Source organism: Aliirhizobium wenxiniae (assembly GCF_019511445.1).
Taxonomy (GTDB): Bacteria; Pseudomonadota; Alphaproteobacteria; order Rhizobiales; family Rhizobiaceae; genus Neorhizobium; species Neorhizobium wenxiniae_A.
In genome coordinates this window covers 77413-98528 of sequence record NZ_JAEUAN010000015.1, presented here as the reverse complement: position 1 = coordinate 98528, position 21116 = coordinate 77413, and the positions used below count along the sequence as shown (strand labels likewise).

Below are 21116 nucleotides of genomic sequence, written 5' to 3'. Positions count from 1 at the left end.
TGTGACAAGGGCGTCGCGATCGGTCGCCCTTCCTCCTCAATAATCGCCCGCTAGCTATGAGGCTGGAGGCCAGAGGACTTTGAAATCGCCCCCTTCCGAAGGCCAAGCAAGACCGAAGCCGTTCTCCAAAGCCAAAGCTTTGTCGTCAGCCTTGGTCACTTCCGTTTCAACTACAATGAGTTGTCTCCCTTCCCACCGTTGTTGCTGGCGATAGTCGAAGAGTTGTCCCATCGCCGTACGGATAGCAAATCGAATACTCGAAACCTCTGTCGGCTTGACTTCGACCATTACCTCCTGGCCTTTCCCATCTATAAATCGCATGTCGTCGCAGAAGGTAGGAAGGAATTGGAGACCGCGTACTGTCCTTTGCAGGTAGTCTTTAAATCGCTTTTCGAGCTTGTTGTGCCGAGGGCTAACCCGCACCTCATGACGTTCAACATACCTGGTGTAGCCGTCAGCTGTAGCCTGCCCCGCCCTGTGTTTGACCCGGCTGCGAACGGGCGGTCGATCAAACGCGGGTATTTCCCCCCTGATGATCGTACGGATACCTTCAACAAAATTCTGCGCAGCCGGATCGGTCGTGTCGTCCGCATACCACCAGCTCGCTTGCCCGCTCCAGCCTTTGCCCCGCCCAAGATAAAGGCCTTCATCGCGCTTACTTACGGGAATTCGATGCGCGTCCTCGGCCCGTGCTCGCACCCGAAAGCTTAAGACGTCGTCGAGCTCATGTTGGCCGGAGGGATATACTCCATCGAACCTCTGCCGCTTGCGATAGACCCGCGCATTTTTGTACCATCCGATTACGCACCGCGGGTCTTTGCCATCGACAGGAGCGGTCCAGACGACGTCAACACCATCGATGAACTCGGCTGAAGTCGACGTCCCCAGTCTTTCGATTTTGACATCCCGATCGACGTTGTCCTTTATCGTTTCGAAGTGGCCATAGACATATCCGTCGTCAGCTTCCACGAAGTTCAACTCTTCCCCGGCTCTTCCCTCGGACACAACATAGCCACCTCCACCTTTCGGAGGGTCTTTGGCGTCGCGGCCTGCGTAATTCTTCATCCACGCAATATTGCAAAAAAGGAGCGGCATAATTCTTCCGGGTCCGATAACCAGCTGCATTAAATACGTCTTTTCATCTGCACGAGAAAATTGCAAACCGTGTCCGCGATCCGCTGCGGCAACCACCATGCGACAGGGGCAAACTTGCGCGACTGAAAATTACAGAAGCCGCGACGATCAGACGATCATTCCCGGAGGGCGCTCATCCGGTTAGCGCAGGTGGGGCAATCGACCACTTCAATCACAAGCGGTCGGGCAAATTCCAACGCTATTCCCAAGTGAGGTAAAGCCGCGCCTTCTTCTCCTCAACCACATCAGCGTTGCGTGTGGAATACGTGCGAGCGTCGATCGCCGGAACCCCCTCGGAGACAACGCTGTCGACCTCTAGCTTGTTTTCAACTAATGCAGGCACTTCTTGCGCGGGCGGTTTGACCAATATCCGCGAATAGAGGCTCAGATCCTCATCGCGACCCAGGACAGCGAACCCGTCTGGAAATATTGCTCCTCCAGATCGCTTTGCTGCCTCGACCAGATCCGCCGGATACAATGGAAATTCCGCCATGAGGTCGACCTCACCTTCGCCCGACTCGATGGAAGCAAAGACACGCTGAGCGATTTGCAGATCAAGCGCCATGCCATTCACGAACCTAACCGGTCCCGACCTGAAGATCAGGTGCTCTTCGGCAGTGCCGACCAGCGGCTCCCACTCTGCATCCTCTCCGACAATCCAGGTTCGGCCGAGCCATTCGACCGTGGTAAAGCTTTGCCCGGAGGGTCGCCAAGTACGATGGCGGGCGGCCTCCCCGACCTCTGGTCCGAAGAGAAGAGTCAGCACTCCACAATAGCTGCCAAACTGCACGTCTTTTGGATCAGAGCGTTCAGACGGGCCTTCGTCCCTGCTTCCCCTGGGTGGTTCATGATTTGCCGTGTGGTCAATGAATATCTCAGCCTTCCTCACAGATTTCATCCAGCTGCCGACCGCATAGCCATGTGAGGCTACCCACGAACCGATTTTGCGACCCAGATAAGGCTCGACCTGCTCCTTGTAGCCTTCCCTGACCGTCTTCGTGAAAGCTGCCCTGTACGCTCCCTTGGTCGCTTTCGACTCCGCAAGGGCGACGAACATATCTCCCGAACGGCTGAAGACGTAATCGGGAGAACGAGAGGTCGGACGTTTGCCGTGGACTTCATGGTTTTCAAAATGATCCACCCAGCGATATCCATCCCGGACCATCTGGAGATAGGCAATGCCGTCGCCGACCAGGCCAGTCATCGTCTTTCCCACGTAGTCCTTGAGGGTGCGGGCAGTATCTAACAACGCAAAACGCTCATTCTTGTCATCGACGTGCCGGGCGATGAGGTGTCGGCACATCTGAACCTGAGCCCTCGCGGCCCGCTGGTCCATCTTCGCCCTGCTGGAGCATTGCGCCATTGCCCCGAACAGCTCGGCGGGTGTGAACAGCATTTCGGTATTCTCCGGCGCCCGACCGGTGATCAAGCGGTTCCTCCTGGGCACGTGACCGTTGATCTGCTCGACGCCGATCTGCTTTTCTTTTGCTCTCCACATAGCTTGACGCCCTAGAAACTGACATTCAGCGCCAGTAACTCCCTGTATCAGAACAGAAAATCACGAAAAAAAACGGCTGACAAGTGACCTTTTCACGGACGGATCAGGGCCAGTTTCCCGCTTGCCGGCCGAGGCGCCTTGCCAACATCACGCAGTCCTCCGATTTCCCTGCTCCTTCGCCTTCATGAGAGCCATCAGCATTGGTCCAAGTGAAAACTCCCCGCGCTCAGAGCGCCTGGTAAGGTCCCGCAGATAGCCGCCCGCCGATGTTATAAAATTCGATCGCTCTAGAATGCAGGCCACCGCTACCGCGGCATTTTCCTGCCCCATGGCGTTGCACGCCTCCTCGTAGGCAGAGGGGCTCACGCCGAGCATCGAGCGCACAACCACGGCCGCCTTCATGAGCTCGCGCCAGTGCTCGATGCGCCCGCCAGGCCCATAATCAGTGATCTGGGGGCACGCACGGAGGACCATTCCGAGGGGGAACGCCTTGATCGGCTCGCGTCTCGTGATCCGTGTTTCCTTCGGCTCGTGCCTCGTCATAGGTTTGTCCGCCGTCTTTTCGCCCTGCTCTTTTCCAGAGCTAGGTTCAAGTTCATTTATGGATTCGGTATTTGAATTCTGTATGTGGCGGTCATTCTGAATGGCATTGCCATGCATTTCTTCCGTTTTGAACTGCATTTCCAGGAGGTTGAGAACTTCTTCCCGCAGCAGCTCCATTTCATCGAGCGTAGTCTCTATTTGGGAGCGGTTCGGGTGGCGGGGGAGGCGAGCGAGAATACTGACATACTCGGACTCCACATGGTGCCAGTTGCCGGCCGCGCCCTCTTCCACGGAGGCCGAGATCAACTTGCGCACATCGCGACGGCAGATTGTCAGCGCTTCCTTTGCACGGCGGAAGCGCGCGCGTTCGGCGGCGACATCCTGCGCCATCAAGGCGAGTTCGGTGGCACGAGCCAGCAGGGGCGTCAGGTCAAACCCGTAGGCCTGTTCGACCTCGCCATCCCTGTTGCGGTGCGCGTAGCGTTTACCGTTCGGGCTGTCGCGCCGGAGAATGAGGCCCGCGTCGACAAGCGCGGCAAGTTGCCGGCGCAGGGTTGTCTCGGTGATCCCGTGGGCCCGAACAGACAGCTGGGCGTTGGATGGGAAGACCACCAGACCCTGGCTCGGATCGAGCTGGGCATGAGGGTGAAACGTCAGAAGGGCATCGAGGACTGCAAGTGCCCGGTCCTGGATCCCCAGGCGCTCCCGTGCCTCACATACGTCTCGAAAGACCTTCCACTTCTCGATACGCGTTTCCGGTCGCGGATCCTCAATCGCCATCTGGCTTTGTACCAGGGCGAGCGACATCGGTCGCCGCCCAAAGGGCGTCGTCACATGTCCTGTCTGCATTTTTCTTTCACCTTGCTTCAGGCAAAGGAAATCCGCTCACCAAATCGGCGCCTAGACTCTTGACTGTGATTCCGGGAAATGCGATTCTCGATCCTGCTAGAGATGACGAGAGAGGCTTCCACGGTTCGCCGTTTGGGGGCCTTTTTCTTTTGCTGTTTAGTCTCCGTTTGTTTCAGTTTTCGATCCTTTGTACTCCTCGTACAAACGACCCATGTGTGAAGACAGCCATTCGCTAAACGGCCTGGCTTCAGCATTGGTAAGTTCGATGGCAACCTTCTTTGCCTTCGCATTTATCACCATGTTCAACGCGCGATCGGTCGAGGTCCAGTCCCGGACAGCGGGTTCAGCCTTCGGCTTCTTGGCGGCTGATCTGGACTTGTATCGCTTCAGGTGATCATGAAGTTTGTCGAAGCGGTCGCCTTCAGGGAGCGCCTGGAAGTCGGCGGACTCCACATGATCGATCGCAACCTTGGACAGGGCAGGGGCAAGGACAAGCTGGCGGAGGCTTAGCCACCGGTCGCGCCCGATTTTCTTGGACGCACCCAAGGCCGTTATAACCGATGCTGGCACTGCCTCGACGACCGCGAGCATCTTTGAAAGCATCGCTTCATCGATGGCAAGCGACGAACGAACAGTCTCCTTCGTCATGCCTGAGCCAATCAGGTTCTGGGCGAAGTAGGCGCGTTCTATGAAGGACAGGTTGGACCGGGCCGCGTTTTCCTGGCCCTGGACGATTGCGGAGGTGGTGTCGTCCAGCTTCTTGACGATTGCCTTGACCGGAATGCCTAGCTCGCGCGCGACCTTGAGGCGACGATGGCCGAACACCACCATATATCGCTTGGCGTCCGTCGAGCTCGGGCGAACCAGAATAGGCGTCGTCTGACCTGATTCCCTGATCGCCTGGAGCAGTTCCTGAAACTCCTCCCCATCGTCGGACAAACGGTCGGAAACGAAGGAGGCATCTATCAAGTGCGGATCAAGATCGACGATTACCTCGCCTTCCATCAGCTTCTTGGTGTTCTCGGCCATATCCTCGATGGAGCGGACAACCGTCTTCGCCGCTCCTGTCATGCCGTAGCCCGGCTTAGTTGGCGTCTGGCTCGCCGAGATGGCAGCCATGTCCAGCTTGGCGAATGGATTTTCACGTGACATGGCCGGCCTCCGGATCAGTGCTCAACTGCGACAAGCCATTCATCGCGCTCTCAAAAACGACAAAAAAGACGGCTGACAAGTCTCTCATTTTCGCCCCCAGACACCATGGATGAGTTCGACGATTTCCGCGTTGGCGGCATTGAGACTTTCCATTGCCCGGTCGTAGGTCGCGCGGACGAATTCGCCCCGCTCGACCTCATACAGGGTCTGCTTCTTGATCGACGCGTCGGAAATCGCCGTGGACTTCAGGACGTGATTTCTCAACATCTGCTGCGCGAACATCGACTGCATGAACCCTACCATCTGGGCTTGGGGGATATCCGTCGGCTCAAAGCGGGTGATGAGATAGCGGAACCACTGCACCCGCATCTCCGCCCCGGCCTCGGCGACAGGCCCCATGATCCCGCCAAGCATCATGAGAAACTGGCTCATCGACATGATGTCGAGCATCTGCGGATGGATGGTGATGAGGATGCCTGTCGAGGCCATGAGTGCGGTGATCGTCAGGTATCCCAGCTGAGGAGGGCAGTCGATGACGACGACGTCATACTTGTCGTCGACCTGCTTCAGGGCGCTGGCGATCCGCATGTAGAACAGCCGGCCGTCCTCGCCCTTCCTGGAGGAGATCGCCAGCGGCACGTCATATTCGTATTCCTGGAGAACCAGGTTGGCCGGGACGACATCCAGTCCCGGGATGTTGGTTTGCTGGATGACGTCCGCGATCGACTTCCGTTCGTCATCAAAGCGAAGCGCCTCATAGAGAGAGGCAGTGTCGTCAAGCTCAGGCTGGATCCCGAACAAGGAGGTGAGCGAGGCCTGCGGATCGAGATCGACGGCCAATACCCGATGGCCGGTGAGAGCGAGATACTGGGCAAGGTGTGCCGCCGTGGTGGTCTTGCCGCTGCCCCCCTTGAAATTGACGACTGAGACAACCTGCATCGGTTCGCCTTCCCGGCGCCTGGGCACGTAGTAGCGCTTGTCGGATTTCTTGTTTGCTTCGAGATAATCCCGGAGCTCCAGCATCTGGTCTGCCGTATAATACCGGCGTCCGCTGACCGACTCGATCTCCGGCCCTTTGCCATCAGAATGGAGTTGCCTCAGATGCGTCTGCGTCACCCCCATGAAATCGGCGACTTCCGCAAGCTGGAACTTGCGCAACCCCTTGCGGGCGTCAGGCGGGTATTGCTGGCTGCGCAGCATATGCAACGCGCTTGAGATCTTCGACCCCTGCTGGGCGATCTCGATATCAAACCTGTTTTGCAGCTCAGTGCTCATTTTGCGAACTATTTCCCGGAGATCTTCACTTTCGAAAAAATGGCTTTGCGGCCATCATTTGCGAAACTATCTCTCGATTCCCATCGCGCCGCAAGACATTTAAGGTTAACAACAGGTTAACGGATATTCCTGGAATCCAGGCCGCTCGCTGAATCTGCGATATCTTTCCGCAAGTTAGGCAGATTCCTGTGATGGCGTATAGACGGTGGAAACTGCAGATCTGCAGAAATCCGGCACCTTTCGCGAACGTCTCGTTGGTTCAATTCCCGACTCTGCCATCCCGACTCACCAGAATCATCGCCTGCAGATCTGCAGATGGCCAGCCGCGGATTGAGATGATCTTCATCTGCCTGACGAAGTTCACGCGGAGATAAGGATGCAGGTTCTCACGATCTCGCCCGACCGATATGTCGAGCATCAAAATCTTCTAAAACAAATGTACCGGCTGCGCGCCGACGTGTTCAGCGGACGGCTCGAATGGGACGTCTCCATCATCGATGGTGGCGAGCGAGATCAATACGACGAACTCAATCCAACCTACATCCTCGCCACCTCCGGCAGCAAGGTGGTCGGATGCGCACGTCTCCTTCCCGCTGTGGGCCCGACCATGCTCGAGCTGACCTTTCCGCAGCTCTTAAGAGATGGCTCGCTCAATGCGAGCGCCGCGATGATCGAGAGTTCGCGCTTCTGCGTCGATACGACCTTGCCTGCGGGCAGGGAAGGGGGACAACTCCACCTCGCGACCCTGACCATGTTCGCTGGGATCATTGAATGGTCGATAGCGCATGGCTACGACAGGATCGTTACCGCCACCGACCTTCGCTTCGAGCGCATCCTGAATCGGGCAGGTTGGCCGATGGCGCGTTTGGGTGAACCTGTGGCAATTGGCAATACCGTCGCGGTAGCCGGCACACTTCCGGCGGACCAGAAGAGCTTCGAGCGGGTCCGTCCATCGATCTACCAGTCAGCCATATTTCGTATTGATAATCACCCGACCAGGAGCGCTGCGTGACCCAGCTTCGCTCCCATCCACGCCTGGTGCGCAAGCTACAGGATGCTCTTGGTGATCAGCTCTGCTTCGCCCTCGACGATGCGTCGGTCGTTGAGATTATGCTCAATCCTGACGGCCGACTGTATATTGAACGCCTCGGCCACGGTGTTGCCGAAGCCGGTGTCATGACATCAGCGGCCGCCGAAGTGGTCATTGGCAGCGTCGCCCATGCGCTGCAGTCGGAAGCAGACGACGAACGTCCGATCATCTCTGGCGAGTTGCCGATCGGCGGCCATCGTTTCGAGGGTCTGCTTCCGCCAATCGTGTCCGGCCCTGCCTTCACCATCCGTCGTCGCGCCTCGCGTCTCATACCGCTCAGCGATTACGTGTCCTCGAAGGTGATGACGGAGGGGCAAGCGTCTGCCATCCGCAGCGCGATTGACGCTCGCATGAACATCGTGATTTCCGGTGGCACCGGCTCCGGCAAAACCACGCTGGCCAACGCAATCCTAGCGGAGATTGTCGCCGCCGCACCCGACGATCGCATGGTGATTCTGGAGGATACTGCCGAAATCCAGTGCGCTGCCGAAAACGCGGTCTGCCTGCATACCAGCGATACCATCGATATGGCGCGGTTGCTAAAAAGCACCATGCGGCTGCGTCCAGACCGCATCATCGTCGGCGAGGTCCGCGACGGTGCAGCCCTGACCCTCCTCAAAGCCTGGAACACCGGTCATCCCGGCGGCGTCACCACAATCCACTCCAACACCGCAATGTCGGCGCTGCGCCGGCTGGAACAACTGACCGCCGAGGCCAGCCAGCAACCAATGCAGGAGGTGATCGGCGAGGCGGTCGATCTCGTCGTCTCCATCGAGCGGACGGGCAAGGGGAGGCGGGTCCGAGAGGTGATCCACATCGAGGGATACCGCAACAATCACTACCAGACCGAACACTATGCCCAGATCGACGAGGATAGCCATGTCGCGTAAGACTTATCCCATTGTCGCAGCGCTTATGTTTGCTGCGGTCTCCTTCAGCCTTTCGGAACCTGCATTGGCGTCCTCGGGTGGAGGCGGCCTTCCGTGGGAATCACCTCTGCAGCAGATCCAGCAGTCGATTACCGGTCCTGTGGCAGGGTTCATAGCGCTTGCCGCGGTCGCGATCGCCGGAGCCATGCTGATCTTCGGCGGCGAACTCAACGATTTTGCTCGTCGCCTTTGCTATGTCGCCCTGGTCGGCGGCGTTCTTCTCGGCGCCACCCAGATCGTCGCTCTCTTCGGTGCAACCGGGGCGTCGATCGGCGGGCACCACGCCGAGGCCGGGGCTGCTCCCATCGTCTCTGCGCCTGTGACGACGCCGCCAGCAGCAGGGGAGGGGGCTCGTGGCTGAAGCCGGTTCCAACCTTATCCGATCGCGGGTGCATCGGGCACTGTCGCGCCCCAACCTGTTGATAGGCGCCGATCGCGAGCTGGTCCTGGTGACGGCGCTCGCCGCCGTCATCCTGATCTTCGTGGTTCTGACCTGGTATGCGGCGCTGTTCGGCGTGGCGGTCTGGCTGCTCGCGGTCGCAGCCCTCCGCATGATGGCCAAGGCCGACCCGCTGATGCGGAGGGTCTACATCAGACATATCTCCTACAAGACCTTCTACCGCGCGACGTCCTCGCCGTGGCGCCGGTATTGAGGGGTACGACATGGTTGCCCTCAAATCCTTCCGCCATTCCGGACCGTCCTTTGCCGATCTCGTTCCCTATGCCGGGTTGGTCGATAACGGCGTCATTCTCCTGAAGGACGGATCGCTGATGGCCGGCTGGTATTTTGCCGGGCCTGACAGCGAAAGCTCGACCGACGTTGAGCGAAACGAGGTGTCGCGACAGATCAATGCCATCCTGTCGCGCCTCGGGTCAGGTTGGATGATCCAGGTTGAGGCTGTCAGAGTGCCGACCGGCGATTATCCAATCGAGGAAGCCAGCCATTTCCTCGATCCCGTCACCCGAGCCATCGATGCGGAGCGACGGGGGCACTTCCAGAAGGAGAGGGGACATTACGAAAGCCGTCACGCCCTGATCCTGACCTGGCGCCCACCGGAGCCGAGGAGGTCCGGGCTGACGCGGTATGTCTATTCCGATGCTGGCAGCCGATCCGCCACGTATGCCGACAGGGCGCTTGAAACCTTCCTCACCTCCATCCGTGAGGTCGAACAGTATCTCGGCAATGTCGTGTCGATCCAGCGGATGATGACACACGAAACGCCGGAGCGTGGCGGCTATCGTGTCGCCCGCTACGACGAGCTCTTTCAGTTCATCCGTTTCTGCATCACCGGGGAAAATCATCCGGTGCGTCTGCCAGATATCCCCATGTATCTCGACTGGCTGGCGACGGCCGAGCTGCAGCACGGTCTGACGCCGCTCGTCGAAAACCGGTTTCTCGGCGTGGTCGCGATCGATGGCCTACCGGCGGAAAGCTGGCCCGGAATTCTCAACAGCCTTGACCTAATGCCGCTGACCTATCGCTGGTCGTCCCGGTTCGTATTCCTCGACGCCGAGGAGGCTCGCGCGAGGCTCGAGCGCACGCGCAAGAAATGGCAACAAAAGGTGCGGCCATTCTTCGATCAGCTCTTCCAAACCCAATCCCGATCGCTCGACCAGGATGCCATGCTGATGGTGGCGGAAACCGAGGACGCAATCGCTGAGGCCTCATCGCAGCTGGTGGCCTATGGCTACTATACGCCCGTGATCGTTCTCTTCGACGAGGACCAACGGAGCCTGCAGGAGAAGTGTGAGGCAGTCCGGCGCTTGATCCAGGCTGAAGGTTTTGGTGCTCGCATCGAGACAATCAACGCGACCGACGCGTTTCTCGGCAGCTTGCCGGGTGTCTCCTACGCCAATATCCGCGAGCCGCTGATCAACACGCGCAATCTCGCCGACCTCATCCCGCTCAATTCGGTCTGGTCGGGAAGCCCGATAGCTCCTTGCCCGTATTATCCGCCAGCCTCGCCCCCGCTGATGCAGGTCGCAAGCGGGTCGACACCCTTCCGGCTCAACCTGCATGTCGACGATGTCGGCCACACGTTGATCTTCGGTCCGACGGGGTCGGGCAAATCAACGCTGCTCTCATTGATCGCAGCGCAGTTCCGACGCTACGCCGATGCGCAGATCTTTGCCTTCGACAAGGGGGGCTCGATGCTGCCGCTGACGCTGGGGATCAACGGCGATCACTATCAGATCGGCGGCGATGCACCGGAGGAGGGGGAGGGAAGAGCACTGTCCTTCTGCCCTCTGGCCGATCTCTCGTCAGATGCCGACCGCGCCTGGGCATCCGAGTGGATCGAGATGCTGGTCGCCCTGCAGGGCGTGACAATCACCCCGGACTACCGCAACGCTATCTCCCGACAGGTCGGGCTGATGGCCGAGTCGCGGGGTCGCTCGCTATCCGACTTCGTCTCCGGCGTCCAGATGCGCGAAATCAAGGACGCCCTGCATCACTACACCGTCGATGGTCCGATGGGCCAGCTTCTCGATGCCGAGGAAGACGGTCTGGCGCTTGGCGCCTTCCAGTGCTTCGAGATCGAGGAACTGATGAACATGGGCGAGCGAAACCTCGTGCCCGTGCTCACCTATCTCTTCCGACGCATCGAAAAACGCCTCACCGGTGCACCCAGCCTCATCATCCTCGATGAGGCCTGGCTGATGCTCGGCCATCCGGTATTCCGGGACAAGATCCGGGAATGGCTGAAGGTCCTTCGAAAAGCCAATTGCGCCGTGGTGCTCGCTACCCAGTCGATCTCGGACGCCGAACGCTCCGGCATCATCGATGTGTTGAAGGAGAGCTGCCCAACCAAGATCTGCCTGCCGAACGGTGCTGCACGGGAGCCGGGCACGCGCGAATTCTACGAGCGCATCGGCTTCAACGAGCGGCAGATCGAGATCGTCGCGACCGCGATCCCCAAGCGAGACTATTACGTCGTGTCGCCAGAGGGCCGCCGCCTGTTCGACATGGCCCTCGGTCCCGTCGCTCTGTCCTTTGTCGGGGCATCCGGAAAGGAAGACCTGAAGCGCATCCGCGCCCTGCATCTCGAACATGGGGCCAGCTGGCCTCTCCATTGGCTCCAGCAAAGGGGGATCGCCCATGCCGACACGCTCTTCCCAACCCAATAGGACATTGCACACCGCGCTTGGTGCGGTCCTCATGCTCTCGTCCGCTCTCCCGCTTCCAGTGCAGGCCGGTGGCGTCACCGGACAGGCGACAGAATGGACGCAGCTTGCCAACAATACCGAACTCATCAGCCTCGTCGGCAAGTCCGCCGAGCAGGTGAACAACCAGATCACCCAGATCTCGCAGCTGGCCGAGCAGATCCAGAACCAGCTTAACATCTACAAAAACATGCTGCAGAACACCGCTCAGCTGCCGAACCATATCTGGGGCCAGGTCGAAAATGACCTGAAGAACCTCCAGAGTATCGTCAACCAGGGCCAGGGCGTCGCCTTCTCCATGGGCAATGTCGACGATGTGCTCAAGCAACGCTTCCAGAGTTTCGCCGACATGAAGAGCAACCTTCCTGAGGGTGCGAGCTTCTCCACGACCTACCAGAGCTGGTCCGACACCAATCGCGACACGATCGCCGGCACGCTAAAGGCCGCCAATCTGACGGCAGAGCAATTCTCCAGCGAGGAAAGCACGATGTCGCAGCTCAGGTCGATGTCAGAATCGGCCGACGGCCAGATGAAGGCGCTGCAGGTCGGACACGAGATTGCAGCCCAGCAGGTCGCGCAGATGCAGAAGCTGCGGGGTCTCGTTTCCCAGCAGATGACGATGATGGGCACCTGGTATCAGTCCGAGCAAGCGCAAAAGGATCTGGCACAGGCGCGGCGCGAACAGTTCTTCAGCGGAACCGAGCGTGACATCCGTGGCGGCCAGACGATGGAGCCGCGCTGGTGAGCCCGCGTCTGATCCTCATTCTCGCGCTCGTCGCTGTCGTCTCCGCGGGCGGCGCGAGCGTCATCACCTGGATCGTCGTCCAGCCACAGGAAACGCCAATCTCTGGATCGGGCACAGCCGCAATGAATTCGTCATCTGATGAGGAAAAACGCCGACATCGCGACGAGTTCTTTAGCGGGAATTCCGAACGCGACATCCGCAGCGGCCAAGAGATGAAACCGCGATGGTAGCCGTTCCTTCTTCCCGTGCGGCCGACCGCATGCTCATCGCGATCACCATCGTCCTGCTGGCGGCAACCACGCCGGCGCTGGCACAACAGGGTCAGGTTCTGACCACACTCGAAAACTCCGTCGTCACCGCCGCCAAGGGCTGGGAGTCGACTGTGATGAATGCGGCCCGCTCACTCTTCTGGATCCTGGCCGGCATCGAGGTCGGGATTGCGGCCGTATGGCTGGCAATCAACGCCGCCTCGCTCGACAGCTGGTTTGCCGAACTCGTGAAGCGGATCATGTTTATCGGCCTGTTCGCCTTCATCCTCGATCAGGGCCCGGCGTTCGCGAAAGCCGTCGTCGACAGCCTCTACCAGATCGGCGCCGGCGGCGGTTCGGCTTCACCTGCCAATATTTTCGACGCCGGCATTCGTGTCGCAACCAAAATGTCGGAACAGGCGAAGTTTGGGCTCTGGGAAGACAATGCACTCGCTATCGCCGCGGTCTTCGCCATGGTGGTGGTCGTTGTCTCGTTTTCGCTCGTTGCGGCGATTTTCGTGGCCGTCATGGTCGAGATGTATGTCGGACTGCTCGCTGGCATGATCATGCTCGGGCTGGGTGGGTCGTCCTACACCAAGGACTTTACGATCAAATATTTGGTCTATGCCTTCTCTGTCGGCATGAAGCTGATGGCACTGGTGATGATCGCAAAGATCGGCTCGGATATCCTGCTCGGTCTGGCAGAGGCGCCAACGGCGACCTCGGAGCAGTTCATCACCACGCTTGCAATTGCCGGCATCTCGGTCGTTGTCTTCGTTATCGCCATGTATGTGCCGCCCATCCTGCAGGGCGTGGTCCAGGGTGCATCGGTCGGCGGCGGCATGGAAGCCATTCGTCATGGCGGGCAGGCGGCGTCCGCAGCGCTCGGCGCCGGGTTTCTAACGATCGGCGCGGCAAACAGAGGGTTTGGGGCCGCCAGTGCCGCGAGGGCAGGAGGCTCATCTCTGGCCAGCGCGGCGTTGCGCGGCATGCAGGCCGGGATCGGCGGAGCGGCTGGCGCAGTCGGCTCGGCAGCAAAGGAAAAAGCGATCGGATCACCCGGCGCTTATGCCGGATCGATGCTCGGTCTTGCCAATGCCAAGCTCGACCAATCATCCGGCCGGCCCCGCACGCCGCCTTCACCACCGCCGATCAATGACAGCAAGTGATGGGACACTGAAAGAATGGCCGGACAGAATATCCCGGATAATCCCTACATCGCTGCGCGCAACGAATGGAACGAGCGTTATGGCTCGTACGTCAAAGCGGCAGCCGCCTGGCGCGTCGTCGGCATCGCCGGCATGACCATGGCCGTGACCGGTTTTGGTTACGCCCTCTACCAGAGCACCCAGGTCAAGCTAATCCCTTATATCGTCGAGGTCGACAAGCTCGGCACATCTGTCGACGCCGGCTTCCCGCAGCAGATCGAATATGCCGATCCACGCGTGGTCCGCGCAACGCTCGGCAGCTTCGTGTCGAACTTCCGGTCCGTCACGCCGGATGCGGTCGTGCAGAAGCAATATATCGACAGGACCTATGGGCTGCTCCGCACCTCCGATCCGGCGACCGAAAAGGTCAATGCCTGGTTCCGCTCGAATTCGCCGTTCGAGAAGGCGAAGAGCGCGACGGTGGCGATTGAGGTCAACAACATCGTCGCGCTTTCGAACCAGAGCTACCAGATCGACTGGACCGAGTTCGAGCGGGACCGGCGCGGCAAGGAAACTGCGACCCGCCGCTTTCGGGGCATCGCCACGGTGACACTGACGCCGCCGCAGGACGAGGGTGTCATCCGTCTTAATCCCATCGGTCTGTACCTCCGCGACTTCGACTGGACTGCGCAGCTTTGAAAGGCATGGCTTCCAACATGAACATACGACATCTTAGAACACGCGCCGTCCTGACTGCGAGCGCAGCGATGCTTTTGATTTTCCCAATGATGGCTCTCCCCACCTTCCAGGCACGTGCCGCCGATGGTGTCACCGCCAACGAGGCGAAAGGCATGGGGATTTCGACACAGTGGCGCGGAAGTCGCGGGCTCGTGACGAAAGGCGCGGACGGCAAAGTCATCTTCCTTTATGGCGAGGTACAGCCATCCGTCGTCTGTTCACCGTTGCAGGTTTGCGACATCGAGCTTCAGGGTGGCGAGGTCGTTCGCGACGTGCTGGTCGGAGATACCGTGCGCTGGAAAGTCGAGCCCGCAACCTCGGGTGCCGCGGGAGGGCAGGCGATCCATCTGATCGTCAAGCCGTCAGAGCCGGGTCTGGTCACGTCGATGGTGGTGACGACGTCGCGGCGGACCTATCATATCCAGCTCAAGTCACATGCAACGCAATATATGGCGCGTGTCGGGTTCGAATATCCTGAGGAGGTCTCGGCAAAGTTTGCCGATGTCAACGCGCGGCTGGAAGCCAGCACCATTCCCGGCGCCGGCGTTCCGGCGGAGCAATTAAGCTTTGCCTACTCCGTCTCGGGCAGTGCCGGCTGGCGGCCGACGCGAGTCTATTCCGATGGGCAGAAAACCTACATCCAGTTTCCACGCTCGATCTCCGGTCAGGATGCACCGGTTCTCTTCGTCGTCTCCGGCGGCCAAAACCGCATCGTCAACTATCGCATGAAGAGCAACATGATGGTGGTCGACTACAACATCGATCGTGCTGTCCTTGTCTCAGGCGTCGGCTGGAAACAGCAGAAGGTGACGATCAGCAGGGGAGGGCGGTGATGCAGAACCTCCTTCGTTACGATCGGAACCGCCTCGGCCCTCTCCGCTCTCTCGCTGCAACCAGTGCCCTCGCCATCCTCCTTTCCGGATGCCAGTCGATGGACACCGGCGGTCTCGACGCCAGCGCAGCTCCGCCTGAGGTTTCCGGACCAGCGGCGGGTGCGATTGCCGGCGATATGGTTAGCCGACTTGCCGAACAGATCGGACAAGGGAGGGCGACCGTTGTGCTCAAGCAGGACGGCTCACCGTTCGGACAGGCGCTTGAAGCCGCGTTGAAGGGATGGGGCTATGCCGTTGCCACCGACCAGAAGACGGATAGCGGCGCGGCCGTCGTTTCGCTCGCCTATGTGATTGTCCCCTATGACGGCCAGATGCTGGCACGGCTTTCGACGAGCAATATCGAACTCGGCCGGGCCTATACCGTGACGACAGCGGGTGCAACTCCGACAAGCGCTTTGTCGCTCATGCGGCGCGGGTAAGGGAGGACATCATGGTGCAGTCTCTCAAGCTTGGTGGCACAGCGAACAGTCAGGCCACGTCGGGCATCAAGCGGGTGAACCGCGTGCCGGTCATCGTCGTGATCGTGCTGTTGGTCGCCTTCCTCGGAATCATCTTCTTAGGGCTCGCCTCGCGCGGGCTTTACTTCGGCCGCGACAGAGGTCCTGACACCAGTTCGGGCAATCCGGCCTCGACCTATGCCGACCAGATCAAGCGGGGCGTCACCGACGGCATCATTGGGGAGCCACAGCAGCAGGAAACGTTCCAGCCGACCCCGGTCGAGACGAAGCAGGCCGAAGAGAAGCCGGCCAATCCGTTCAGGCAGCCCGAACAGACACAAGTGCAACGGAACGGATCGGAACTGGAGCCGGAACAGGTGTGGCGGGCGCGTCTTGCCCGTGAGCAACAGGAGCAGCTTCTGCGCGAGCAGCAGCGTCAGCGGATGGCGCGGATGCAGGCACGAGAGTCCGCCTATGACGCGCCGCTGGCGATCAATCGCGGCAAGCTGGAAGCGCGGTCGGAGAAAGATGAAAGCGCCGCGGCCCAAATGACGACAGCCGCCACGAACGCAAACGCGTCCGACCTATACGCCGCGGCCTTGCGCGCGGGTCTGGGTGGGCAGAACGTCGATCCGAACGGTCAGAACTCCAAGGAAGACTTCTTCAATGCCGATCTCAAGGATCTTGGATATTTGCCGAACCGCGTCGTGACCCAACAGTCCCTGTACGAACTGAAACGAGGCTCGGTCATTCCGGCGACATTGATATCAGGCATCAATTCCGACCTTCCAGGTCGCATTACCGCCCAGGTCAGCCAAAATGTCTATGACAGTGCGACCGGCCAGCGTCTGTTGATCCCGCAGGGCACGAAACTGTTCGGACGTTACGATAGCAAGGTTTCGTTCGGCCAGAGCCGTGTGCTCGTCGTCTGGTCCGATATCGTCTTCCCTAATGGATCGACGTTGCAGATCGGTGGCATGGCCGGCACGGATGCGGAAGGATACGGCGGCTTCAATGACAAGGTGAATAACCACTATCTAAAAACCTTCGGCTCGGCAGTCATGATCGCGCTGATCGGGACTGGCATCGATATGGTGGTGCCGGAGAGTTCAACCCTGGCCACGCAGGACACGGCGTCGGATGCGGCGCGACGCAATTTTGCCGAGACCTTTGGACGGGTGGCCGACCGGACAATCCAGCGGAATATGGACGTGCAGCCGACGCTGCAGATCCGGCCTGGGTATAAATTTAACGTTCTCATTGATCAGGATATTGTTTTTCCGGGCCAGTATCGTTGAAGAGCGTGCCTTACCTATGGGCGATCAGCTCCGATAGTGCCCAATCAAACCTGATTTGCGCAACCCCATCAGGCCTATCGCGGCTGGTCCTTGGTCCGGCTTGCCAATCGCTCTCGTAATGTTGGGCTTTGTATAAAGGGCACCAGCGTTGTACATGGCTGCGCCGAGCCGTGCGCACGTAGGTATCCGACCGCCGATATGTTAGGCACGAAAAAGCTACGCAAACAGCCACCAGCTCGCAGCCAGCAATTTGCACGTGACCGCGGCAACGCCCTTTAACGGCATCCTACTTCTTCTTGCTTTGAAGTGCATATGCGACTGCATCACTCAAGTGCGGGCGCTGCCTGCTGCGGAGTGTGAAATCACTGCGGAAGGGTGGGCATAGTCATTCAGACATAGCTCGAGATCGAGGCGATTAGGTACCGGCCTTTCAAGTATTGTTTGCCGCGTGTAGTGACTTGCGTCCAAGTAACTCGCGGTGCACGTTGCTCGCCTACTACCCTATCAGCTTGCGGATTGCGCGCAGTGACGATCCATGTCGCGCCGTTGATCATCACCGACCGTTCACCGGCGCAGACCGCTAAGGCGGCACGAACCGCAGCCGAGGCGCTGGCGCGCATGTCATCCGGCTGATCCGCAAGAGCGCGCGCCAGTGGGCCGACCTCGAGTGTCATGTTCACTGCGTCGTCGAGCTCCGCGTCCCGCGTCTCCCCCTTGCCGAACGGGACTGAAGCATTGAAAGGCGCGCTAGCGACATCGGTGAAGCCTGCCTTCGTCAGGATAGACGCCACACGCTCCCGGTCGCCAAAAGAGAACGGGCCGGGCGCTTCAGGACCGGGCTGCGTCATCGGCCGGGCGATGCCCTTCATTGCCCCCATCGGCAAACGCATCCAGTCGTTCTCGGCCATGCCGCGCCAGCAGACAAAAACGCCCCGCCCGTCCGGCATGAGCGCACGGCGCATATGGGCGAACGCTGCGGTGCGCTGCCGTCCTTCGCCTCAACCGGCGCCTGTCACGAAGATCAATGCAGCACTCAAGAGCCACGAACTCACGGGAGAGCAGGCGGTGGTGCTTGAAACGATCGCCGCGTTGGATAGCCCGCGGGTGACAGACCTGCGCGTTGCGCTCGGTCTTGATCCATCGACGGTTTCGGCCAACCTGAAACCCTTGCTAAAACGCCAGTTCGTCGTCATCACGGAAGATGTTTCTAACCGGCGCGTGAGGCGCGTGAAGCTGACAGGGGAGGGGGAGATGCGGCTTCAATGGTCCCGAAAAATCCTGACCACAATGGATGAGGCGATCAAACAGAAGCTGGCAGCGCATGGTGTTCTTGAAGATGTGGTGGCCGCGCTGCGCTTGCTGTCCCGACCCTGAGCTCCAAGGGAAGTTTTATCGTTACGAGGCCCGCTCAGAGCTGTCAGGAACAAAGATCGAGCTCATCGCTGGAGCCATCAGTCCGGGTCACCGCGCTCCGTCAGGATTGCCACTCTCTTTTCGAGGCTCGCTATGCGCCCCTCCAGGCTGAGGGAGATGGTCTCCTCGTAGGTCATCCAGACCGCCGAGTGCTTCTTCCCAAATGCGCCATTTTGCCCAAAAACGCTTCCACATCGTCATGCTCCGTCTCGGTCGAAATTCCTGAATGCCAGCGCGACGACGATGCGCTAGGCGACGCGCCCGATGGCAATCTCTTCAGACTGCAAGCCTGTCGCCACGATCGACACACGCATCGTGTCACCAAGACCAGGGTCGAGGACGGCGCCGAAGATGATCTCCGCCTCGCTGTCGACTGTTTCGCGAATGCGGCTGGCGGCCTCATCAACTTCGTGCAAGGCCAGGTCCCGCCCAGCCGAAACCGAAACGAGAACACCCCTTGCGCCGCTGAGGACGGCGTCGCCGAACAGCGGGTTTTCGACCGCCGCCTTTGCGGCCTTAGCCGCGCGGTCCGGTCCGCCTGCCTCGCCTGTGCTCATGATGGCTCTACCCATGCCGTGCATGACTGCGCGGACGTCGGAGAAATCGAGATTGACGATGCCTTCCTTCAAGATCAGGTCGACGACCGAGCTGACGCCGGCATGCAGCACCGCATCCGCCATGGCGAAAGCGTCTGCCAGGGTCGTGTGCGGATTGGAAAGACGAAACAGGCTCTGGTTCGGCACAACGATCACGGTATCTGCGCTCTGGACAAGCGCCTCGGTTCCAGCTCGCGCCTGGCGCAAGCGGTGAGACCCTTCGAACACGAATGGTTCGGTGACGACAGCGACGGTCAGGATGCCTGCCGCGCGCGCCGCGCGTGCGATAACCGGCATGGCGCCTGTCCCTGTCCCGCCACCCATGCCGCCAGCCAGAAACAGCATGTCGGCGTTGGTCAGATACCCCATCAGGTTGTCCATCGATTCTTCGGCGGCCGCTCGTCCGATATCCGGAAGCGAACCGGCACCAAGCCCCTCGGTAAGATGCGGACCAAGCTGGACGATCTGCGGCGCCAATGATTTGACAAGCGCTTGCGCGTCGGTATTGGCTGCCAGGAATTCTACCCCGGCCAGCGCCTGCGCAATCATGTTATCGACCGCGTTTCCACCACCGCCGCCGACCCCGATCACGGTGATTTTTGGCAATTGGTCGGCCATCCCGTATTGAGCATTCATCATCGCTTTTATCCTCTTGCTGGCGGAAGCTACGAAAGGGACCATTGGCTGACCCAGCCCCTACGACCAGCGTTTGAACACGGCGCTGGCATTGACCCCGCCAAAGCCGAATCCATTCGAAATAGCGTAGTTCATCAGATGCGGGCGCGCCTGCTTTGCAACGATGTCGATCCCGTCGCTGGCGGGGTCGGGCGCATTGAGGTTGAGTGTCGGCGGTGCGATCTGGTTCCTGAGTGCCATGATCGTAAAGATCGCTTCCAGGCCGCCGGCCGCGCCGAGAAGGTGACCGGTTGCCGATTTCGTGCCGCTCACCGCAAGATCCGATCCCGTACCGAACACCGATTTGACCGCTTCGATCTCGCCGCGATCCCCGACCGGGGTCGACGTCGCATGGGCGTTAAGGTGCTGGATCTCTTCCGGCGTGATCCCCGCCTGCTTGATGGCGATCTGCATAGCGCGGGCGGCTCCCGAGCCGTCCTCCGGACCTGACGTTATGTGATGGGCATCGGCCGTCGTGCCGTAGCCGACCAGTTCAGCAAGCGGCTCTGCACCGCGCGCAAGGGCGTGGCTGAGGGCCTCGATGACCAACACGCCGGCACCTTCGCCCATGACGAAACCGTCGCGGAGCATGTCGAACGGCCGCGAGGCCAGCTCAGGCGTATTGTTGAAGCCCGCTGACAGCGAGCGCGCAGCTGCAAAGCCTCCGAGGCTAACGGTATTGATGCAGGCTTCGGTGCCACCGCAGACCGCGATGTCGGCCTCGCCAGAGCAGATGAGGCGGCCGGCATCCCCTATCGCCTGGACCCCGGCCGCACAGGCCGTGACTGGCGCGCCAAGCGGCCCCCTGAAGCCATGCCGGATGGAGACGTGGCCGGCCGCGAGATTGACCAGAAATGAGGGGATCGTGAATGGGGACAAACGTCGCGGTCCTTTCTGATCGACGGTCCTGACCGCCTCGGTAATCGCCGGAAAGCCACCGATCCCGGAGGCAATAATCGTTGCCGTTCTCAGGCGATCCTCTTCGGACGCGGGCTTCCACCTGGCCTGCGCCAACGCTTCGTCGGCTGCGGCAAGCGCCAGCAGGATAAACCGATCCACCTTGCGCTGATCCTTCGGCGCCAGGATGAGGTCGGGGTCGAAACCTGCTTCCGGATCATCTTCGATCGACGGGACAACGCCCCCGACTTTGGCGGGCAGATCGCCGACGATCTCGTCCGGCAGGCGACGAATGCCCGATTTTCCGGCCAATAGTCGAGCCCAGGAACTGTAGACGCTGGCACCGAGCGGGCTCACCGCTCCCATGCCTGTGACGACGATACGACGCATGATGAA

Annotated in this window: 20 protein-coding genes and 1 pseudogene; 13 read left to right on the top strand and 8 right to left on the bottom strand. The window is 60.0% G+C overall.

Annotated elements, in window-relative coordinates; genetic code table 11:
* Positions 1 to 54: 54 nt before the first annotated feature.
* From JNB91_RS18680 to repA, 5 genes are all read right to left on the bottom strand, one after another.
* Positions 55 to 1194, bottom strand: a complete 1140-nt coding sequence (locus JNB91_RS18680) for a hypothetical protein (RefSeq protein ID WP_223218263.1) — start codon at positions 1192 to 1194, stop codon at positions 55 to 57.
* Between the two features lie 139 nt (positions 1195 to 1333).
* Positions 1334 to 2632, bottom strand: a complete 1299-nt coding sequence (locus tag JNB91_RS18675) for a hypothetical protein (protein ID WP_220327000.1) — start codon at positions 2630 to 2632, stop codon at positions 1334 to 1336.
* Positions 2633 to 2779: 147 nt separating this feature from the next.
* A complete protein-coding gene (gene repC / locus JNB91_RS18670; protein ID WP_220326999.1) occupies positions 2780 to 4024 on the bottom strand; it encodes a plasmid replication protein RepC in 1245 nt (414 codons plus the stop codon).
* Positions 4025 to 4180: 156 nt separating this feature from the next.
* Positions 4181 to 5176, bottom strand: coding sequence for a plasmid partitioning protein RepB (repB, locus tag JNB91_RS18665; RefSeq protein ID WP_111841039.1), 996 nt, complete (start codon positions 5174 to 5176; stop codon positions 4181 to 4183).
* An 84-nt stretch (positions 5177 to 5260) separates the two neighbouring features.
* The gene (repA, locus tag JNB91_RS18660) at positions 5261 to 6451 is read right to left on the bottom strand and encodes a plasmid partitioning protein RepA (protein WP_111841038.1); all 1191 of its coding nucleotides are present in this window, start codon (positions 6449 to 6451) and stop codon (positions 5261 to 5263) included.
* A 376-nt stretch (positions 6452 to 6827) separates the two neighbouring features.
* Here repA and traI point away from each other — a divergent pair, with 376 nt between their 5' ends.
* From traI to trbI, 12 genes are read left to right on the top strand one after another with little or no spacing between them, the layout of a single operon-like run.
* Positions 6828 to 7463, top strand: coding sequence for an acyl-homoserine-lactone synthase (gene traI / locus JNB91_RS18655; protein ID WP_111841037.1), 636 nt, complete (start codon positions 6828 to 6830; stop codon positions 7461 to 7463).
* The gene (gene trbB, locus JNB91_RS18650) at positions 7460 to 8431 is read left to right on the top strand and encodes a P-type conjugative transfer ATPase TrbB (RefSeq protein ID WP_111841036.1); all 972 of its coding nucleotides are present in this window, start codon (positions 7460 to 7462) and stop codon (positions 8429 to 8431) included. Before traI ends, trbB begins: the two co-directional genes overlap by 4 nt.
* Positions 8421 to 8831 carry a conjugal transfer pilin TrbC gene (trbC, locus tag JNB91_RS18645; RefSeq protein WP_111841035.1) on the top strand — a complete coding sequence of 137 codons (411 nt, stop codon included), beginning with the start codon at positions 8421 to 8423 and terminating at the stop codon, positions 8829 to 8831. Before trbB ends, trbC begins: the two co-directional genes overlap by 11 nt.
* Positions 8824 to 9123, top strand: a complete 300-nt coding sequence (locus JNB91_RS18640) for a conjugal transfer protein TrbD (protein WP_111841034.1) — start codon at positions 8824 to 8826, stop codon at positions 9121 to 9123. The genes trbC and JNB91_RS18640 overlap by 8 nt, the downstream gene beginning before the upstream one ends.
* A gap of 10 nt (positions 9124 to 9133) precedes the next feature.
* A complete protein-coding gene (locus tag JNB91_RS18635) occupies positions 9134 to 11596 on the top strand; it encodes a conjugal transfer protein TrbE (RefSeq protein ID WP_220326998.1) in 2463 nt (820 codons plus the stop codon).
* Positions 11568 to 12377 carry a P-type conjugative transfer protein TrbJ gene (trbJ, locus tag JNB91_RS18630; RefSeq protein WP_093002170.1) on the top strand — a complete coding sequence of 270 codons (810 nt, stop codon included), beginning with the start codon at positions 11568 to 11570 and terminating at the stop codon, positions 12375 to 12377. The genes JNB91_RS18635 and trbJ overlap by 29 nt, the downstream gene beginning before the upstream one ends.
* On the top strand, positions 12374 to 12607 hold the full coding sequence (gene trbK / locus JNB91_RS18625; RefSeq protein WP_111841031.1) for an entry exclusion protein TrbK: 234 nt from the start codon (positions 12374 to 12376) through the stop codon (positions 12605 to 12607). The genes trbJ and trbK overlap by 4 nt, the downstream gene beginning before the upstream one ends.
* On the top strand, positions 12601 to 13794 hold the full coding sequence (gene trbL / locus JNB91_RS18620; protein WP_111841030.1) for a P-type conjugative transfer protein TrbL: 1194 nt from the start codon (positions 12601 to 12603) through the stop codon (positions 13792 to 13794). The genes trbK and trbL overlap by 7 nt, the downstream gene beginning before the upstream one ends.
* A 15-nt stretch (positions 13795 to 13809) precedes the next feature.
* Entirely contained in the window at positions 13810 to 14472 is a 663-nt protein-coding gene (locus JNB91_RS18615) for a conjugal transfer protein TrbF (RefSeq protein ID WP_220326997.1), read from the top strand.
* A 17-nt stretch (positions 14473 to 14489) separates the two neighbouring features.
* Positions 14490 to 15344, top strand: coding sequence for a P-type conjugative transfer protein TrbG (gene trbG, locus JNB91_RS18610; RefSeq protein WP_046801840.1), 855 nt, complete (start codon positions 14490 to 14492; stop codon positions 15342 to 15344).
* Positions 15344 to 15823, top strand: a complete 480-nt coding sequence (gene trbH, locus JNB91_RS18605; RefSeq protein ID WP_220326996.1) for a conjugal transfer protein TrbH — start codon at positions 15344 to 15346, stop codon at positions 15821 to 15823. The genes trbG and trbH overlap by 1 nt, the downstream gene beginning before the upstream one ends.
* Positions 15824 to 15834: 11 nt before the next feature.
* A complete protein-coding gene (trbI, locus tag JNB91_RS18600; RefSeq protein WP_220326995.1) occupies positions 15835 to 17139 on the top strand; it encodes an IncP-type conjugal transfer protein TrbI in 1305 nt (434 codons plus the stop codon).
* Positions 17140 to 17651: 512 nt separating this feature from the next.
* On the opposite strand, the pseudogene JNB91_RS18595 reads toward trbI, so the two are convergent.
* Positions 17652 to 18119: pseudogene (locus JNB91_RS18595) on the bottom strand (SAM-dependent methyltransferase); the annotation flags it as partial.
* On the opposite strand from JNB91_RS18595, the gene JNB91_RS30820 reads away from it, so the two are divergent.
* Positions 18046 to 18513: a MarR family winged helix-turn-helix transcriptional regulator gene (locus tag JNB91_RS30820; protein ID WP_346269369.1), complete on the top strand. Its 468-nt coding sequence runs from the start codon at positions 18046 to 18048 to the stop codon at positions 18511 to 18513. The pseudogene JNB91_RS18595 and the gene JNB91_RS30820 sit on opposite strands and share 74 nt — an antisense overlap.
* Positions 18514 to 18800: 287 nt before the next feature.
* Here the strand turns inward: JNB91_RS30820 and ftsZ are convergent, their stop codons facing one another.
* Both ftsZ and fabF read right to left on the bottom strand, forming a co-directional pair.
* The gene (ftsZ, locus tag JNB91_RS18590) at positions 18801 to 19787 is read right to left on the bottom strand and encodes a cell division protein FtsZ (protein WP_220326994.1); all 987 of its coding nucleotides are present in this window, start codon (positions 19785 to 19787) and stop codon (positions 18801 to 18803) included.
* Between the two features lie 57 nt (positions 19788 to 19844).
* Positions 19845 to 21110 carry a beta-ketoacyl-ACP synthase II gene (gene fabF / locus JNB91_RS18585; protein WP_220326993.1) on the bottom strand — a complete coding sequence of 422 codons (1266 nt, stop codon included), beginning with the start codon at positions 21108 to 21110 and terminating at the stop codon, positions 19845 to 19847.
* Positions 21111 to 21116 lie beyond the last annotated feature (6 nt).

Coding starts and splice junctions, on each gene's coding strand:
- JNB91_RS18680 (WP_223218263.1), bottom strand. CDS start 1,194: ATGGTGGTTGCCGCAGCGGATCGCGGACACGGTTTGCAATTTTCTCGT.
- JNB91_RS18675 (WP_220327000.1), bottom strand. CDS start 2,632: ATGTGGAGAGCAAAAGAAAAGCAGATCGGCGTCGAGCAGATCAACGGT.
- repC (WP_220326999.1), bottom strand. CDS start 4,024: ATGCAGACAGGACATGTGACGACGCCCTTTGGGCGGCGACCGATGTCG.
- repB (WP_111841039.1), bottom strand. CDS start 5,176: ATGTCACGTGAAAATCCATTCGCCAAGCTGGACATGGCTGCCATCTCG.
- repA (WP_111841038.1), bottom strand. CDS start 6,451: ATGAGCACTGAGCTGCAAAACAGGTTTGATATCGAGATCGCCCAGCAG.
- traI (WP_111841037.1), top strand. CDS start 6,828: ATGCAGGTTCTCACGATCTCGCCCGACCGATATGTCGAGCATCAAAAT.
- trbC (WP_111841035.1), top strand. CDS start 8,421: ATGTCGCGTAAGACTTATCCCATTGTCGCAGCGCTTATGTTTGCTGCG.
- JNB91_RS18635 (WP_220326998.1), top strand. CDS start 9,134: ATGGTTGCCCTCAAATCCTTCCGCCATTCCGGACCGTCCTTTGCCGAT.
- trbJ (WP_093002170.1), top strand. CDS start 11,568: ATGCCGACACGCTCTTCCCAACCCAATAGGACATTGCACACCGCGCTT.
- trbL (WP_111841030.1), top strand. CDS start 12,601: ATGGTAGCCGTTCCTTCTTCCCGTGCGGCCGACCGCATGCTCATCGCG.
- JNB91_RS18615 (WP_220326997.1), top strand. CDS start 13,810: ATGGCCGGACAGAATATCCCGGATAATCCCTACATCGCTGCGCGCAAC.
- trbG (WP_046801840.1), top strand. CDS start 14,490: ATGAACATACGACATCTTAGAACACGCGCCGTCCTGACTGCGAGCGCA.
- trbH (WP_220326996.1), top strand. CDS start 15,344: ATGCAGAACCTCCTTCGTTACGATCGGAACCGCCTCGGCCCTCTCCGC.
- trbI (WP_220326995.1), top strand. CDS start 15,835: ATGGTGCAGTCTCTCAAGCTTGGTGGCACAGCGAACAGTCAGGCCACG.
- JNB91_RS30820 (WP_346269369.1), top strand. CDS start 18,046: ATGCCGCGCCAGCAGACAAAAACGCCCCGCCCGTCCGGCATGAGCGCA.
- ftsZ (WP_220326994.1), bottom strand. CDS start 19,787: ATGATGAATGCTCAATACGGGATGGCCGACCAATTGCCAAAAATCACC.
- fabF (WP_220326993.1), bottom strand. CDS start 21,110: ATGCGTCGTATCGTCGTCACAGGCATGGGAGCGGTGAGCCCGCTCGGT.